Source organism: Flavobacterium denitrificans DSM 15936 (assembly GCF_000425445.1).
GTDB lineage: Bacteria > Bacteroidota > Bacteroidia > Flavobacteriales > Flavobacteriaceae > Flavobacterium > Flavobacterium denitrificans.
The window spans coordinates 336,686-355,225 of record NZ_AUDL01000004.1 but is presented as its reverse complement, the minus strand read 5'-3'; the positions used below and the strand labels follow the sequence as shown (position 1 = coordinate 355,225).

Here is an 18,540-nt window from a genome sequence, read left to right as displayed (position 1 = left end):
AATTTCTGGTTGCTGAAACAAAAAGCTTTATGTTTAATCTCACAAAGTCGCAAAGTCGCAAAGTCGCAAAGATTTTAAAGAAAATCCTTTTTCAAATTATTCTTTCGATTTCCTCTAAGCATTGTTAAGTCAGCAATTCTTTATCAAAGTTCAGCGGTTTTCTTCAAATCTGTGGCAAAAAAATGACAATGATTTAGAGAATCTTTGGCAAAAATCAGAATTCGAAATTGTAAATTTACTTCGTAACTTTGCAGCTTAATGTTTTATCAAATGAAATATAAAATAGCGCTCTTTTTACTTTTGGTCTTTGTGCTGCAATCTTGTCAGGATGAAAATGCAAAACGCCTTGCAGAACAACAAAAAGTAGCCAAAAAGAATGAGAAAATCTTCAATAATATCAATAAAGCATGGATCTTTATTGACGAGCCAATTAATGAAGCTGCAGAAAAAAATGCCAGCACATGGAATGAATGGCGCGAATTTTTAAAAGAACTTGGAGAAAAACCACGAAGAACAATCGGTGCATTTCAAAAAAAGTCAAAAGCGATTTCAAAAAAGGCTATGGCTTTGAACAATAATATTCCGGCAGAATTAAATCAGCCGGCTATAAAAAGCCGAATTTCAATTTTGATTACCAAAGTTAAAATGATGGATTTATTTATTAATCTGAGTACAGTTCCAGATGATAAAGTAACTTTTTTAATTGGCGAAATTAACAAAGAGATCATTTCACTGGAAAGACAAATGGACAAAATTGTCGAGAAGGCCAAAATTCCAAAGGAGCAGGGAGAGGAAGATTTCCTTAGAATGTTAGATACAACAAGAGCAATTCCGAGCGCTAAAGTAGATCCAAATTTATCAGTAAATTGAGTAAAAACGCTTTATATACAACCTACGACAATTTGCCAAAAGCTCAGCAGATTGCAACTAGTCTGCTAGAAGGAAATCAAATCAAAATGAACCTAAGCGGATTGCTTGGTTCTGCCGTTTCATTTATAATTCGTTCTGTTTTCAAGAAAACCGAACTGCCTTTTTTGATTGTTTTAGACAATAAAGAGGAAGCGGCGTATTATTTGAATGATCTAGAACAAATGATAGGCGAGCAAGATGTTTTGTTTTATCCGGCTTCATTTCGTCGTCCGTATCAAATTGATGAAACGGATAACGCCAATGTTCTGCTTCGCGCTGAGGTTTTAAACCGAATCAATTCCCGAAAAAAACCAGCCGTAATTGTTACTTATCCAGAAGCGCTTTTTGAAAAAGTAGTTACGAGAAGAGAACTGGATAAAAACACTTTAAAAGTAGCTTTAAACGATAAAATTTCGATTGATTTTATCAACGAAGTTTTGTTTGAATATGAATTTAAAAGAGTAGATTTTATTACAGAACCCGGCGAATTTTCAGTTCGTGGGGGAATTGTCGATGTCTTTTCTTTTTCAAATGATCATCCGTATAGAATTGAATTTTTCGGAAACGAAGTAGACAGCATCAGAACTTTTGATGTTGAAACACAATTATCGGTCGAAACACACAAGAAGATTACGATTATCCCGAATGTTGAAAATAAACTTTTTCAAGAAAACCGTGAAAGTTTCTTAGATTATATTGCAGAGAAAACAGTTCTATTTATTCAAAATACCGAAGGACTTTTTAGTCAGCTGGACAAACAATTTGCAAGGGCAGAAGAAGCTTTTGAGAAACTTTCGAAAGAAATAAAACACGCTACGCCAGAACAATTGTTTTTGAATCAGGCGTCATTTATAAAAAGATCTTTGGATTTTTCAGTTGTAGAATTGGCTTCAAGACCTGTTTATAAAACCACTAAGAAATTCGAATTTCATATTCAGCCTCAACCATCTTTCAACAAACAATTTGATTTATTGCTGAATAATCTGAGCGAGAATCATTTTAATGGATATATAAATTATTTGTTCTGTTCGAATGAAACGCAGGCAAAACGCTTTCATGATATTTTTGAAAGTTTAGACGAAGCCAATTCAGAAAATATCCGAAAACAATATAACACCATTGTATTGCCTTTGTACCAAGGTTTTATTGATGAAGAAAACCAAATAACGGCTTATACGGATCATCAGATTTTTGAGCGTTATCATAAATTCAACATCAAAAACGGTTATTCTAAAAAGCAAAACATCACGCTTAAAGAATTGACCGCACTTTCCGTTGGCGATTATGTAACACATATCGATCACGGAATTGGAAAGTTTGGCGGCTTGCAGAAAATTCAGGTCGAAGGAAAAACACAAGAAGCCATTAAATTGGTTTATGCCGATAATGATATTGTGTATGTGAGCATTCACTCGCTTCATAAAATTTCCAAATACAACGGAAAAGACGGAACGCCTCCTAAAATCTATAAATTAGGTTCGAACGCCTGGAAAGTTTTAAAACAAAAAACCAAAGCGCGCGTCAAACATATTGCCTTTAACTTAATTCAGTTGTATGCAAAACGACGTTTGGAAAAAGGTTTTCAATTTGCACCTGATAGTTACTTGCAAAACGAATTGGAAAGTTCGTTTATTTACGAAGATACACCAGACCAAATGAAGTCGACAGCAGAAGTAAAAGCCGATATGGAAAGCGATCGCCCAATGGATCGTTTGGTTTGCGGTGACGTTGGTTTTGGAAAAACAGAAGTTGCGATTCGTGCTGCTTTTAAAGCGGTTGATAATAGCAAACAAGTTGCCGTTTTAGTTCCGACAACTATTTTGGCATACCAACATTACAGAACTTTTTCAGAACGTTTGAAAGATATGCCGGTTTCTATTGGTTATTTAAACCGATTCAGAACCGCAAAACAAAAAACGCAGACTTTAAAAGATTTAGCAGAAGGAAAACTTGATATTGTTATTGGAACACATCAATTGGTCAACAAAAATGTAGTTTTTAAAGACTTAGGTTTATTGATTGTTGATGAGGAACAAAAGTTTGGAGTAAACGTAAAAGATAAATTAAAAACCATTGCAGCCAATGTCGATACGTTGACATTAACGGCAACGCCAATTCCGAGAACGCTTCAGTTTTCATTAATGGCAGCGCGTGATTTATCGGTAATTACGACGCCTCCGCCAAACAGATATCCTATTGAAACGAATGTTGTTGGTTTTAATGAAGAAATTATCCGTGATGCGATTTCGTATGAGATTCAAAGAAACGGACAAGTTTTCTTCATCAATAACCGAATCGAAAATATAAAAGAAGTCGCAGGAATGATTCAGCGTTTGGTTCCAAATGCAAGAGTCGGAATTGGTCACGGACAAATGGATGGCGCCAAACTCGAAGAATTGATGTTAGGTTTCATGAACGGAGATTTTGACGTTTTGGTAGCAACTACAATCATCGAAAGTGGTTTAGATGTTCCAAATGCCAACACCATTTTCATCAACAATGCCAATAATTTCGGATTATCAGATTTGCATCAAATGCGCGGTCGAGTAGGACGAAGCAACAAAAAAGCATTCTGTTATTTTATCTGTCCGCCGTATTCTTCGATGACCGAGGATGCTAGAAAACGTATTCAGGCTTTGGAACAATTCAGCGAATTAGGAAGCGGTTTCAACATCGCAATGAAAGATCTTGAAATTCGTGGTGCTGGAGATTTATTAGGCGGTGAACAAAGCGGTTTCATCAATGAAATTGGTTTTGATACGTACCAAAAAATCATGAACGAAGCGATTGAAGAATTGAAGGAAAACGAATTCAAAGATTTATATCCGGAAGAAAATGATATCGATACAAAAGAATACGTAAAAGACATTCAAATCGATGCCGATTTCGAATTATTATTCCCAGATGAATATATCAATAACGTTTCAGAGCGTTTGGTTTTATACAACGAATTGGGCGCGATAAAAGACGAAACTGGTTTACAGGAATTCGAGAAAAAACTAATTGACCGTTTTGGTCCGTTGCCAAAACAAGCGGTTTCTTTATTGAACAGCATCCGAATAAAATGGATTGCAACGAAAGTCGGAATCGAGAAATTAGTCTTGAAACAAGGCAAAATGATTGGATATTTCGTATCCGATCAACAATCAGATTATTATCAATCGGTGAAGTTTAGAAATGTTCTGAATTTTGTTCAGAAGCACAGCAATATCTGCAAAATGAAAGAAAAACAAACCGTTAATGGATTACGTTTGTTATTGACTTTTGAAAATGTGAAGTCTATAAAACGTGCGTTGGAGTTGATGGAGTTGTTTGAGGAGTAGATTTAATTTACAGAAAGAAGAAAGAATCGTACTTGTCAACTCATCTAATAATATAGTTTTTTCAACAAAATATTTTTATAGTTTTGGATTATATTTTGATAATCATTTAAATTTGAAAAATAAAAAAGGGTATCTTTTTTAGATACCCTTTAAAATATTAATTCTTTAATACCTTAAGCTTAACTACTTTGTCATAATAAAAAATTTCATTTAAAATGTCTTTAGGTAAAGACATAGCAATTACAAAATCATCTTCATCAAAGAGTAGTTCGTTTTTAAATAATAAGTATCCATTTTTAAAACATTGAGGTTTGTCAATTGGAACTTCTACAGGTTCTTTTCTGTTAAATCCGTTTCTACTCATTTCTATCATAAAATAAGTATATCGATCATCGTTAATGCATTTTAAATCTTTTGCACGTCTAATAATAGAAGCCATTGAAGTTAGCCAATACCCTTTTAATTTAGCAACTTCACTCAATGTAATACCTCTTAAGGCGTTTTTAATTTCATTAGCAGGCATCAAAAACTCGCTTGCGAATTCATTTGCTTCCCTTTCTTTTGTTTTTTCATCCCTATAATCAGATATTGGGAAATTACTTTCATTATGTAAAAGAATGTGTCCTAATTCGTGAGAAATTGTAAATCTTTTCCTGTCATTTGAAAAGCTTTTATTTACTACGATCACGGCAAAACCCTTGTCGGTAAAAAAAGATATACCATCAAACTTGTCATAAGCATCAATTTCGTAAATAATAATTCCGTGTTTTTCTAGGAGTGAACAAATGTTATTAATTGGTTCATCTTTTTTGAGTCCCAAAACTTTACGATTATAATTTGCCGTATAACTAGGAGAATATCCTTCTTCTACATTTAAAGGAGATAAATTAAAGTCTGGCCATTCTATTGACTCAGACATTTCATCAATCAAATATCCTAATATCTTACATCTATTTTCAAATTTTAAAATATCTGATTTTGTAACTGAGGCTCTTTTTCTATAATTCCCATTTTCAATAGAGCTAGTAATTTTTCTATCAAAAAATTCAACAGGAAAATCTAAAAAGTCAATAATCTTTTTCTGCACTTCTTCTGACAATACAGATAATCCTTTTTCAAATTTAGACAAATTCGATTGGGATAAACCTTTAATTGAACTGGATAAGTCGGTTTGACTGTATCCTCTTAGCTCGCGAGCAAAAGTTAATTGTCTATGGTTCATATTTTTTTTAGTTTAATTAAGATTAACACAAGGGATATTGGTTATAAATTAATTTGCTTTTTTAATGTTAGTATTATTTTTAAGTGTTGGAGATACCCCAACTGGTTTATCATCAACTTTATTGACGTAAAGTCCTGAATCCATATCATCAGTTGATATTGAAAACTTAATTTCATTATCATCGATATAAATGAGTTGCGGATTTACATATTCGTTAAATCTGTTTTTTTGATAGCCAAAATATAATATTGGCTCATCATTGTAATCGCTATCCGCAAATAAATCAAGTACTTGATTTTGATTTAGAATAGATTGAACATTCACCGTTTTAATGTTCATAGGGTAGCCTTTGCTATTAAGTTTTTTGAATAAAATAAGATAGCCGTTAGCTCTTAAGACCAACCTCTTGTATTTACCATAAAAAGCTTTGTTTGCAAAGTTAGCTTGTAAATATTCTGCAAAATAGCTTTGCATTATAGAAGCCTCTAAAGTCCTTGACCTAAATTGCACCTTATAATTCAAAAGGTCTTCGCTTGTGCTTTTTAAAGCTGATTCAAAGGTTTTAAATAATAAACCCAGCTCTTTTGAAAGTTCTAATTTGCAATTGTCATAATCAGCAAGTAATCTTTTTCCTTGCATTCTTCTTGAAGAATTACTATCTTCGCCCAATAATTGTGTTTGTACCATAATTGTGTAAATTACATATCCCTTGTGTAACCTCTATCTCTGTTGACGCAGAGATTTTTTTTTGTATCTAGCAAAGATACGAAAAATAATTTAATATATAAAAAAAACAAAATATTGTATATAAAAAAAACAAAATATTGTACTTTTGAATTTGAAAACGGTTGCTTTCTTAGAATACGTATATAAGTTTCATATGGACTGGACAGGAAAGTTTAATAATTCTATTATCTTTTCAAAAAACAAAAAATGGCGCACGAAAATTTCATGTGCCATTTTTACTTACTACCTAACTAACCAAAATTTATAGTTTTTTCAATCCTTTTAACTCAGAAGCATTTCCTTCTTTAATACTGATGGCAACACCTCCGCCCGGAGCTAGATATTGCTTCAATTTAGTTTTTGAGTTTACAATAACTTTTGTAACGGTATATTTTTGTGGGTTTTCTTTCCAATTTGCTTCTTTAGCATCAGCATAAATTGTGGCGATGAAACTTTTTCCAGCAGGTAAATAATCAAATGAAATGTTTGCTGTTCTTGCATTTTCATCTGTAATTCCGCCAAGGAACCATTCGTCTTTACCCTTTGCTTTACGGGCAATCGTAATATAATCTCCCGGTTCGGCTTCTAGAATATAGCTGTTGTCCCAATCAACAGCAACATCTTTGATGAACTGAAATGCATCTGGAAAACGCTCATAATTCCCCGGAATATCAGCTGCCATTTGCAACGGACTGTACATCGTTACATAATAAGCCAATTGTTTAACCAAAGTTGTATTGACACGCTGCGTACTTCCAGTTCCGTAATACGAAAGATCAGTTTGGAAAATTCCAGGCGTATAATCCATTGGGCCACCCATTAATCTTGTAAAGGGTAAAATTGTAGTATGATCCGGAGCTAATCCTCCCATTGATTCAAACTCTGTTCCACGAGCAGATTCTTGAGCGATCCAGTTTGGGAAAGTTCTGTTCAAACCAGTTGGACGAACCGCTTCGTGGCTGTTGATCATGATTTTATAATCGGCTGCACGTTTTGCTACATTGATATAATGATTGACCATCCATTGTCCGTCGTGATGCTCTCCACGAGGAATAATTTGTCCTACATAGCCTGTTTTTACTGCATCATAACCGTTATCATTCATAAACTGAAAAGCACGATCCAGACGACGTTCATAATTGGTTGCAGATCCAGAAGTTTCGTGGTGCATAATAATTTTTACACCTTTTGAAGCTGCATAAGCATGAACTGCTTTTACATCAAAATCAGGATATGCGGTTACGAAATCAAAAACATCTTCTTTCCAGTTGCCAATCCAATCTTCCCAGCCAATGTTCCAACCTTCGATCAGAATCGCATCAAAACCATTTTTAGAAGCAAAGTCAATATATTCTTTTGCTCTTTCTGTTGTGGCGCCGTGTTTTCCATTCGGCGTAAGTTTGGTGAAATCATCCGTCATTTTAACGTTGTTTTCTTTTCCAAAAGCCCATGTACTTCTTCCTGCAACGAAATATTCCCACCAAATTCCGATGTATTTCACAGGTTTAATCCAAGAAACATCTTTATAACTTGTTGGTTCATTTAAATTTAAAATTAATTTCGAGGCTAAAATATCAGTTGCTTTATCGCTTACTACAATCGTTCTCCAAGGCGTTTGAGTATCAGTTTGCATGTAACCTTTGGCTCCAAGAACATCTGGCGCTAAATGACTTTTCATTTTGTTGTTTTGAGCATCAACTTCAAGATACATTGCCGGATAATTGATTAATCCTGCTTCGTGAATATTAATGTATAAACCATCATCAGATTTCATCATTGAAGGCGTTTGAACAGACAACTCTTTGATTGGACATTGCGCATTGATTTCAATAGTCGCTTTTTTCATCAAAGAAGGAATTTCCGAAATCTTTGAAGTTGTATACGCATATTCATTAGTATCATAATCTCCTGGAATCCAGAAAATTTTATGATTTCCGGCCAGATTAAATTCAGAACGTTCTTCTTTAATTACAAAATAACTTAAGGTGTTTTGCTTTGGAAATTCATATCTGAATCCTAATCCGTCGTTGAATAGTCTAAAACGGATTTTGATAAAACGATTGTTGTTTTTTGGCTGTGCCAAAGTGACAACCAATTCATTGTAATGATTGCGAATTGTTTTTTCTTCTCCCAAAACCGGATTCCAATTTTCATCAACAGAAGATTGTGCCGTATTGGTTACCGTAAAACCATCCATAAACGAAGCATTGTTTTGAAGTTCCAAACCTAAAGAACTCGGTTTAATAACGGCTTTCTGTTTGTAGGATAATTGATATGAAGGAATTCCGCCTTCTTTTAATTCAAATTTTAAAGAAAGATTTTTGTCAGGCGAAGTTATTTCTTGTGCTTGAAGCCAAAGTGAAGTGGCGAATGCAAAAAATAAAAGCGCTGTTTTTTTGCTCAAACGAACTTGAAGCGACATTTTGTGGGATTGAAAATTCATGTTATTTGGTTTTGTGCAAATTTAAATTTATTTAAAGTTGCTTTGGAATTAATTTTTCAATACTAAATATTGAAAAGGCTGAAGCGTTATTTCTGAACCAACAGTAACCGCAGTTCCTGTAAAAGCATCTTTCCAATTTCCTTTTAAAGTTGAAGGGACAAGATGTTTAACGGTTGAACTGGTTAAGTTAGAAAGAACAAAAACTTTTTCAGCGTCTTTTGTCATTGTAAAAGCACTTACTGCATCACTGCTGTAGCCATTAAATTCGCCTGTTTTGATGGCATTGCTCGTGTTTCTGAAAGCAATGATTTTTTTGTATTCGGCAAGCATTGAAGCATCTGCGGTTGACCAATCGATTGGTGTTTTTGCGAAGTAGTTTAATCTTTTGTCATAGCCAATTTCCTGTCCGTTGTAAATCATTGGAACCGATTTTAAATAGGAAGCAACAACAAATGTTGCAATAGATCCTTTTTTTCCTCCAAAAAGCTCTAAAGGTGTTCCTTCAGAAAGGTTTACGTCGTGATTGATAGTATATCTAACAATTCTGTTTTCAGTATGGTAATTGTTGGCATATTCAGTTGTATTTGAATCTTGGATTGTTGTTGCAGATTTTCCATCTTTAAAAACTTGCTCCAAAGTGCTGAAAAAGTTAAATCCGAAAGTATAATCAAATCCTGAAGCAAAGTGGTTTACTTTTGAACCTTCAGCCAACATTAAAATATTTTGGTTTTTCTTGATTTTTCTCAATTTCGAAATTGCATCTGACCAAAAATTATTCGGAACAAAATCGGCATAATCACATCTAAAACCATCAATATTTGCATTGTAAACCCAATATGACATAGCATCAATCATGGCATTTTTCATATCGGTATTGTTGAAATTTAATTGCGCTACATCATTGTAATTTGTTCCTGGAGGAATAATAATGTTTCCGTTTGCGTCTTGTTGATACCAATCTTTATGCTGTGTAATCCAAGCATTGTCCCAAGAAGTATGATTGGCAACCCAGTCCAAAATAACAGCCATGTTTTTTTTGTGCGCTTCTTCTACTAAAGTTTGAAGGTCTTGCAAAGTCCCAAAATCAGGATTTACGGCTTTATAATCTCTTACAGAATATGGAGATCCTAACTCTCCAGAAGCTTTCACTTTCCCGACTGGATAAATTGGCATTAAATAAATAACATTGGCACCCAATTCTTGGATTTGCGTTAATCGATCTTGAACGCCTTTTAATGTTCCAGCCTGACTAAAAGCACGAATGTTTACTTGATAAATAATGGCATCTTCTTTCTTTGGCATTTTTTCAAAAGAAGCTCCATATTGTGTGTATGGAGAAGCTGGGGTAGCTCCGTCGTCGTCAGAAGAACTGCATGAGACAAATGCTAATGCCAGCAGAAATGTATAAACGAGTTTTATATTGAATTTCATTTTTTTTTCGATTTAGTTGAATAAAACCAGAGTAGAAAGATAGCCTGCCTTTCGCTCAAAAAAGGCAGGTATCACTCAAACTAATCTAGCTTTATTACAATGTTAGATTATTTTTTAACGATAGTACACGTTGCAGTTGCAGGATATCCTGTACTTGCTGGATCTACTTCGTTTATTGTAAATGTTACCTCGTATTTTCCTGCTTCACCAATAGTATAAGCATTGCTATTATCAAGGTTGATTGTGTTTGTACCCGGATCTGCCGGCCCATAATTGATTGTCCAAGCATCATTCAATCTGAATTTTAAAGCTCCAGCAACTAAATCTGCAGTAATTTTCCATGATTTTGTTTGATGATCGTAGCTCATTATAGTACTCTTATCCCAGCCACCAGCAGTTGCGGTTCCAATGATTCCCCATGCATAAGGAGTTTGCGACCATTTTAAGGTATTTAAGTTTACTTTAATTTGATAAGAACCAGCTCCCGGAAGCGTGAAATCAGTATCGCTCATGTTTTTCAAGTCGTTGTTTGTTTCTCCTGCTCCGTAGAATTGCGCCCAATTTCTAGCGGTATTCAATTTGAAACCTGGTCCAGCTCCAACAGGAACTGTCATATAACCTTGGTAAACTCCTTTTTGAATTGCAGTTAAAGCAGCAGCCGTTTCAATAGCCCAACCTTGATAGCTTCCCGGCATATAAATTTCGCCAAAAACAACACTTTTTTCATATGGAGTAATTGTTAATGTAATCGGGTTTGAATATACTTTACGGTCCATTGTTGCTTCAACACGAACAACTAATTTTCCTTCTACGTTTGGAAGGAGTGCTAAATCAACCGCAATTTTGTTTAAATCTCGACCATTAAAACTTTTGCTTAAAACATCAGAACCTGCTTCAACTCTTTTGGCTTTTGCCCAAGCATTTGCACCGCTGGTATCACCAATTAAATCAAATTGAATCGCATAAGAAACCGGAGCTTCAATTGGGAAAGTTACTTCTGGCCAAGAAACCAATAAAACCTGATCATCGGCTGTGTCTTCTGTCAATACTAATTTTGTAGCTGAAACGGTAATATCAGAAGGGAAATTAACCGCTTTTAATGTCGTTAATTCGGCTTCACTGTCGCAGGAAACGCCTAAAAAAAGCACACTTCCTAATAGAAATAATTTACTAATATATTTTTTCATGATAGTTTCGTTTTTTAGTAACCTGGGTTTTGTTTTAGTCCACGATTTGCATCTAAAGCCTCAGTTGGAATTGGAAACAATTTTCTGTAAGCAGGAGATGCGGGTCTAAATTCGTTTGCTAATAAAAATTTGTCAAAACGAATCATGTCTTGTCTTCTGTGACCTTCCCAGTTTAATTCAAATCCTCTTTCATTGTAAATATCCTCTAAGGTTGGATCATGATCTAATGCATTTAATCCAGCACGTTGTCTGATTTGATCGATAAAAGGTTTTGCAGCAGCTGCATTTCCTAAACGCGCATTACATTCGGCCATCATTAAAATTACATCGGCATATCTAAAAATTGGAAAATCGTTAGAAGCTCCTCCACCTGTTCTTGGTGTTGCAGGATAAAATTTCAAGTTACGCACACCAGCTTGAGGATCTGCTCCCGGATTGTCTAAAGAAGCAACGTCCAGTGTATAATTAAATCCGCCTGGCTGTTCTCCGAATAAAAATTGTTTTCTGCGGATATCATTTTCCGCATATTTCAAGAAGAAATCTTTTGGGACAATGGTTCCGTTCCATCCGCTAAACCCAAATAAAGCTTGAGCATGAGGTCCGTACAAACTTCTAACTGCATAAACATTTCGAGAAACAACATCTACCGTTGCGTAAATTGGCAAAATAGTTTCGTCTTCAGGTAGCATATCTCCAAATAATTCATAATAGCGGTTTCCTAACGGACTTGCTGAATTTGCTGCTCCAGAATGAAGTGTAAATCCACCTTCGGCAACTTTATTGCAAGCAGCTAAAGCTTCATTCCATTTTGGAGTTCCTGTATAGACTTGAGCATTCAAATATACTTTTGCTAATAAAGTATAACCTGCCCATTTGTTGAATCTTCCGTAATAATTGCCTCCTCTTGTTCCTGAAAGCAATTCAACGTTTTCAGTCAATTCTTTTACGATAAAATCATAAACTGTTTTACGACTCGCTTGCGGAATTTTATCTACAGTAATATTATTGTCTGTATAAAATGGAACATCTCCATAATCGTCAATCAATAAATAGTAGAAGAAAGCTCTCAATACTTTTGCTTCTGCAATTTTTGAAGCTTCTGCATTTGATTTTTGCAATAGATCTACCGCTAGATTGGCATTAAAAATCGATTTGTAAAGCCATTTCCAAGTGTTGGTCACAATATAATCGGTAGGCAACCATTCATGTTTGTGCAAACGAGCAAAATCTTGTTGCCAATCACCTGTATTTCTATGCGGAATAACTTGTTCATCAGAGGACATACAGTTCATGTCATACCAGCCATTATCCGCTCCGGCGTAACCCACACCATAAAAACCTTCTCTTACGAAGTCGCCTGGAATTTGCGCATAGACACTTGCAAGAGCAATATTAGCGCCCTCTGGAGTTCCGTAAAATTCATCTGCCGGATATTTGTCGTACACGTTTTCTTCAATATCAGAACAGCTAAAAAGTGTCAAGAAACATAGGCTTCCTGTCAATATTATATTTTTAATTTTCATTTCTTTTACTATTTAAATTTTACAGTCAAACCAAACGCCACACTTCTGGTACGAGGATAAATTCCTTTATCGCCTCCAAAGTTGTCACCACCACCGCTTAAATTTAATTCAGGATCAATACCTGAATAATCCGTAATCAGGAATAAGTTGTTTCCTGTAAGTGAAAGTCTAATAGTATCAATGTATTTATCTGTAAAACGGAAATTATATCCCGCAGTAAGATTTTCTAAACGCACAAATGAACCGTCTTCTAACCATAAGTCTGAACCGTATGGAGTAGTGTAGATTCCTTCTTCAACTGCACTTGCCAAAACATTTGATTTACCAATGTTTTCTAATCTGCTTAAATTAGAACGCAAGCCGTTATAGATTTTATTTCCTCCAGAACCTCTGATCAACATCGAAGCATCGAAGTTTTTGTATTTATAAGATGGATTAAATGAAAAAGTATACGTCGGCAAAGCTGAACCTGCATAATAGCGATCTGGACTTTTAACTCCTTGATCAATTACACCATTTCCATCACGATCTAAAACAGTTTCTACACCATTATCATTTTTACCGGTATGTTCCAAAATATAAAAAGCACCAATTGGTTTTCCTGTTACTAAGTATGAGTTTGCTGCTCCCCAACCAACATAATCCGTATTTAAAGGCACACCGTTGATGCTTCCGCTTAAATTAAGCACTTCGTTTTTCATTAATGAAACGTTTCCTGCTAGTGTCAATGTGCTATTTTGGGTTTTGATTACATCATAGGCAAGAGCAAATTCAAGACCTTTATTTGAAATGCTTCCCACATTAGCCATAATGGTATTGTATGGATATGGTGGCTGAGGTACTGTATAATTAAACAATAGATTTTCAGTTTTTGAGGTATAAACATCAAAAGTTCCTCTAAGTCTGCTGTCTAAAAGAGAGAAATCAAGACCAATATTAGTTTGTTTTTTAGTTTCCCAACGTAAATCAGCATTTGCATTTTGACTAATGTTGAAATTCGTAATTGGTGAACCTCCAAAATATGTTGTGCCCGCGCTGTTTACCAATGACAATGAATTTTGCGGACCAAGACCTTGTTGATTTCCAGTTACCCCATAACCTACTCTCAATTTAAGTTCGTTGAAAACATTTTGGCTCTCCATAAAAGATTCTTTGTTGATTTGCCAAGCCAAAGAAGCCGATGGAAAATTTCCCCATTTGTTGTTTGCTCCAAAAACAGATGAACCATCACGTCTGATACTTCCTGTAAATAAGTAACGATCTAATAAACTGTAATTTACGCGGGCTAAATAAGAGACTAGAGTTCGGTCATTTTTATAAGACGAAATATCTCCTGATGTTGCTTTAGAAATATCTCCAAACTGCAACGCATTGTAAGTAGTTTTGTCGTTGATAAAACCTTTTGCTTGAGCGTAGTTTCCTTGATATGTTTGACTTTGCCATTCGTATAAAGCCAAAGCATTGATGCTGTGAATGCCAAAAGTCTTTTTGTATGTAAGGCTTAAATTGGTTAATTTTTCATTTTGTCTTCTGTCGCGAATATTAGCATAACCTTTTTGGTCTATTGCATATGCATTGGTTGATTCTGCTGGAAGGAAATAACCTTCCGTTTGACTTGTTTTTCTCCAGCTTCCAAACCAGCTTCCTTGTAAATCTTTTGTGAAATCCAAATCAGCTTTCAAGCTTCCAAAAAGATTATCTTCTTGTCTTTCATTTACTACAGTTTGTGCCGCAGCGTATGGGTTTAAATATTGAAAAACGTTAGGATCTGTAAAGTAAGTTCCATCTGTATTAAAAACGGGATCTGTTGGTCTAACTAAATAAGCGTTTGTAATCAAATTTGACATATAAGCAGCAGTTCCAATATCTTGAATTGTGCTGTTTGTATCTGTAATACCACTATTTAAATTGAAAGTCAATTTTAATTTGTCATCCAATGCCAATTGCGTTGCTTGAACACGTCCGATATATTTTTTATAATCAGTATTGATTACAACACCATCTTGCAAAATTGCGGTTAGCGATGCTCTGTAATTGAATTTGTCGGTTCCTCCACCAAAAGACAATGTATGCGTTTGCGTAATTCCAGTTTGGGTCAAAATTCCGTACCAATCTGTATTAGAACCGTGATTTGCAGATGCTGGAACACCAACGCTTTGTGCAGTTGCCCACCATTCATCAGCATTCATCATGTCTAGTTTCTTTGGAATAAAATCTAAAGATGTAGATCCAATATATTCCATAGTCGTTTTTCCTGCTTTGCTTTTTTTCGTTGTAACGATGATTACACCAGGTGCACCACGAGAACCATAAACTGCAGTAGCCGAAGCATCTTTTAAAATATCAATAGTTTCAATCTCTGTTGGCGGTACTTGATTCAATAAATCTAAGTTTCCCTGAATTCCGTCAACAACAACCAATGGATCGCTTCCTCCAATTAATGACGTTATACCACGAATACGAACACTTGGTCCAGAACCTGGTTCGCTACCAATTTGATTGATGTTAACACCAGCTGCTTTTCCAGAAATCAATTGTAACGGATTTACAATTGCGCCCTGATTCATGTCTTTTGATGCAATTGAAGAAACGGCACCAGTAACATCTTTTTTAGCTGTAGTTCCGTAACCAACAACCACAATTTCTTGAAGGTCAGTTGCATCTGGAATAAGCTGAATATTAATTACGCTTTGATTAGCGGTTACTTTTTTCTCTTTGTATCCAACAAAAGAAACTACGATTACAGATTGACTGCTTTCAACGGTAAGTTTGTATTTTCCGTCAAAATCTGTTACCATTCCGTTTTTTGTTCCTTCTTCAATAACTGAAGCTCCCGGCAAAGGCAAGCCATTTTCATCGGTAATAATTCCAGATACAGTTTGTTTTTGAAACCGAATTATTTCTGTTTTGAGTTCTGGTTTTTTCAGGATTATCTGAGTGTCACGAATTTTAAATTCAGTTGGAGTTCCTTTAAAAAGCTTATCTAGAACAACATAAATTGATTGATCTTTTACAGAAATTGAAACGGTTCGATCCAAATCGATATCGTTCAGTTTGTAAATAAACCTGAAATCTGTTTTTTGTTCTATGGTCTCAATAACCTTTTCGATTGTTGAATTGTTTAATTCCAGCGTTACTTTTGTTTTTTGGGCATAAGTACTTGCTCTAATATTAAACATGGCGACCAAAATAAGTAGTGTAGTTAGTTTCAATTTTAGGTCATTTTGGAACACTCGGTATAGAAACCCAGTGTTCTTTGATTTTTTTTTCATAATTTTGTTAATTGATTGTAGTTAATTCGTTATATTCAATCACTTAGTTAATCGGAAATTGTTCGCAGCTCTTTCCGATTTTTTTATTCCCGTAATGTTATTTCCTCATAGTTTGTAGTTGGTTTTAAGTGGTTATTTAATTAGTATTTGATTGTCTTTTATAGTGTAATTGATGCCGTGAATATCATTGAAATAGCTCATAACATTTTCAATAGATTCTTCCTTGAAGCTGGCATTGAATTTTTCGTTTGCTAATTTTTCGTTTTTGTTTACAATTGTAACATTATAGCGTCTTTCAAGTTTTGTAATGATATTTTTGAACGTCATATTTCTGAAAGTCAAACCGCCATTTATCCATGAAGTGTAAATGTCTGTAAGAACAGCTTTAGTCGAAATTTTAGCATTTTCTTTATTAAAGCTTCCTTTAAATCCAGGTTTTAAAATGATGTTTTTCGATGCGTCAAATTGCTCTTTTGATTCGTACATCCCAACTGAACCTTCGACCAAAACAACATCTGTCAAAGCGTCTTCTGGATAATTTGAAACGTTGAAATGCGTTCCTAAAACGCGAACATTCAAGTTGTCGGCATTTACTATAAACGGATGTTTTTTATCTTTGGCAACATCAAAAAAGGCTTCTCCGTCAAGAAATACTTGTCTGTTTTCGCCAGCGATAAATTTTATAGGATATCTTAAAGTGGTGCCCGAATTGAGATGAACAAATGTTCCGTCAGAAAGTTGAAGACGGAATTTTTTCCCGTACGGAATTTTGATGGTGTTGTAAACCAATTTTTCAGGATTCGAGCTGTTTTCATAAACCAATTTATCTCCAGTTTGATTTCCAACGATATTGCCTTTAGCATCTTTTACAATCGATGAATTTTTTTCAGAGATTACCTGAATATCACCATTTTCTAATTGAAGAACAATATCGGTGCTTTTGAAATCAAATTCTTTTTCAGCCGGTTTAGTTACAAGATTTTGTTTGTAGAAAAAACCAATTCCCAATAAAACAACAACAGATGCTGCAATCGAAATGTATTTTCTGTAATTCGATTTACGTGCAGGCATTTCAATCACAGCTTCCTTTTTTTCTTCTTTCGAAGCAGATAAAATATTCATGAAAATGTCATCAGCAGTTTGCTTGTCCATTTTCGGCATTTCATCCAAAAGATTTTGAACATCTTCTACTGTCGGAAAATCATCAGTGAGCTGATTTTTTTTATAGTAAGCAATTACCTCATTTGTTTCCTCAGGCGTACACTGATTCAAAACAAACTTTTGCAAAAGGCCTTTTATTTCAGAATTTGAATTCATTACGAATTGTTTTTAAGTCGGGGTTCTAGCATAATACAGCTGAACTAAAGTTGAGTACTACTCAAACGTTATAAATTTTTAAATTTTAACAGTTTGAACGTGAAATTTGTTTTTAACGCAATGATTTTTAGTGTTTTATAGAATGTGTTTTTATTAAAAAAAAATGAGCACTATCTGATGTTAGCCCACAAATTGAATAGATTTAAGCTGGTTTTCATAGATTTTTTGATTATTTCTTATCGTATTTTTTTCAAATATAGCCCGCGGTTTCAACTGCGGGGACCAATATGTGAACAATATATAATCACGATTAGAATAACACCTGTCTCCCGGGGTTTCAACCGCGGGCTATGTTTTTACAATAATTGTGGAGATTTTTAAAGTAATAAAAACAAATAAAATCAGCGTAAACCAGTTTAAATCTGTTAAATCCGTGGCGAATCTCTTCGCTAAGAACAAAAAAAAATCACTTCGAAAGAAGTGATTTAGTTGGTTAACATGTGGTTTGGTTAGATAATTTCATCATGAACTTGAAAAAAGACTCGCATGGATTCCAGTGCTTTGCTCATTTGGTTCCTGACAGTATTTATAGAGATGCCGAGTTCCTGACTTATTTCTTCGTAACTCATGCCTTTCTTTCGGGACATTTTAAAAATTTGCTTTCGCTTGGGGGGCAATTGTTTTATGGCCTGTTTGCGAAGTTTTTTGCAATCTTCTTCGCGAATCGAATAATCGCCGTATTCATGAGACTTTTGGCTTTCATAAAAAACGGCTTCTTTTAAAACCTGATCATTTGCAGCTTTATTCAAAGTATTAAAAGCTTGATTTCTTGCAATTGTAAAAATATAAGCTTTAAATGACTGCTCTAGATTCAAGTTTTCGCGATGCTGCCATACCTTCATAAAAACATCCTGAACATTTTCTTCGGCAGCTTCTTTTGATTTTAAGAGACTAATGCTGTAGCCATAGATATCTTGGTAATACAAATCAAAAAGGGAACGAAATGCTTTTTCGCTGCCATTTTTAAGTTCGCTTACCAATAATTTGTCGTTATGATCTTTGGCTTCCAACATTAAATTAATTAGTTTGTATTTAAATCTAATTATATTGCGATACTATCAAAATCGATACTCTAATGCGTTGAGTGGTTAGCAAATATATAAAAATATAATTCGCATAAAAAAGTC

11 protein-coding genes are annotated in these 18,540 nt (G+C 34.6%); 2 read left to right on the top strand and 9 right to left on the bottom strand.

The features are described from left to right. The first annotated feature begins 270 nt into the window (after window positions 1-270). Together H600_RS0101555 and mfd are read left to right on the top strand one after the other, a co-directional pair. On the top strand, window positions 271-870 hold the full coding sequence (locus tag H600_RS0101555; protein ID WP_026727138.1) for a hypothetical protein: 600 nt from the start codon (window positions 271-273) through the stop codon (window positions 868-870). Then, the gene (gene mfd, locus H600_RS0101550; RefSeq protein WP_026727137.1) at window positions 867-4,232 is read left to right on the top strand and encodes a transcription-repair coupling factor; all 3,366 of its coding nucleotides are present in this window, start codon (window positions 867-869) and stop codon (window positions 4,230-4,232) included. The genes H600_RS0101555 and mfd overlap by 4 nt, the downstream gene beginning before the upstream one ends. A gap of 157 nt (window positions 4,233-4,389) precedes the next feature. On the opposite strand, the gene H600_RS0101545 is transcribed toward mfd, so the two are convergent. The 9 genes from H600_RS0101545 to H600_RS0101505 all read right to left on the bottom strand — a co-directional run bounded on the left by H600_RS0101545 (window position 4,390) and on the right by H600_RS0101505 (window position 18,426). Beyond that, on the bottom strand, window positions 4,390-5,454 hold the full coding sequence (locus H600_RS0101545; protein WP_026727136.1) for a helix-turn-helix domain-containing protein: 1,065 nt from the start codon (window positions 5,452-5,454) through the stop codon (window positions 4,390-4,392). 48 nt (window positions 5,455-5,502) lie between these two features. Next, window positions 5,503-6,141 carry a hypothetical protein gene (locus tag H600_RS22450; RefSeq protein ID WP_051234343.1) on the bottom strand — a complete coding sequence of 213 codons (639 nt, stop codon included), beginning with the start codon at window positions 6,139-6,141 and terminating at the stop codon, window positions 5,503-5,505. 301 nt (window positions 6,142-6,442) lie between these two features. Next, entirely contained in the window at window positions 6,443-8,623 is a 2,181-nt protein-coding gene (locus tag H600_RS0101535; protein ID WP_026727135.1) for a glycoside hydrolase family 97 protein, read from the bottom strand. A 48-nt stretch (window positions 8,624-8,671) separates the two neighbouring features. Further along, window positions 8,672-10,054, bottom strand: a complete 1,383-nt coding sequence (locus tag H600_RS0101530; RefSeq protein ID WP_026727134.1) for an alpha-amylase family glycosyl hydrolase — start codon at window positions 10,052-10,054, stop codon at window positions 8,672-8,674. A 107-nt stretch (window positions 10,055-10,161) separates the two neighbouring features. Beyond that, the gene (locus H600_RS0101525; RefSeq protein WP_026727133.1) at window positions 10,162-11,241 is read right to left on the bottom strand and encodes a SusE domain-containing protein; all 1,080 of its coding nucleotides are present in this window, start codon (window positions 11,239-11,241) and stop codon (window positions 10,162-10,164) included. Window positions 11,242-11,255: 14 nt separating this feature from the next. Next, window positions 11,256-12,764, bottom strand: a complete 1,509-nt coding sequence (locus H600_RS0101520; protein ID WP_026727132.1) for a RagB/SusD family nutrient uptake outer membrane protein — start codon at window positions 12,762-12,764, stop codon at window positions 11,256-11,258. Window positions 12,765-12,772: 8 nt separating this feature from the next. Beyond that, on the bottom strand, window positions 12,773-15,976 hold the full coding sequence (locus H600_RS0101515; protein ID WP_245176527.1) for a TonB-dependent receptor: 3,204 nt from the start codon (window positions 15,974-15,976) through the stop codon (window positions 12,773-12,775). A gap of 192 nt (window positions 15,977-16,168) precedes the next feature. Next, window positions 16,169-17,353 carry a FecR family protein gene (locus H600_RS0101510; RefSeq protein WP_026727130.1) on the bottom strand — a complete coding sequence of 395 codons (1,185 nt, stop codon included), beginning with the start codon at window positions 17,351-17,353 and terminating at the stop codon, window positions 16,169-16,171. A 509-nt stretch (window positions 17,354-17,862) separates the two neighbouring features. Continuing rightward, window positions 17,863-18,426, bottom strand: a complete 564-nt coding sequence (locus H600_RS0101505) for an RNA polymerase sigma factor (protein ID WP_026727129.1) — start codon at window positions 18,424-18,426, stop codon at window positions 17,863-17,865. Window positions 18,427-18,540: the final 114 nt, after the last annotated feature.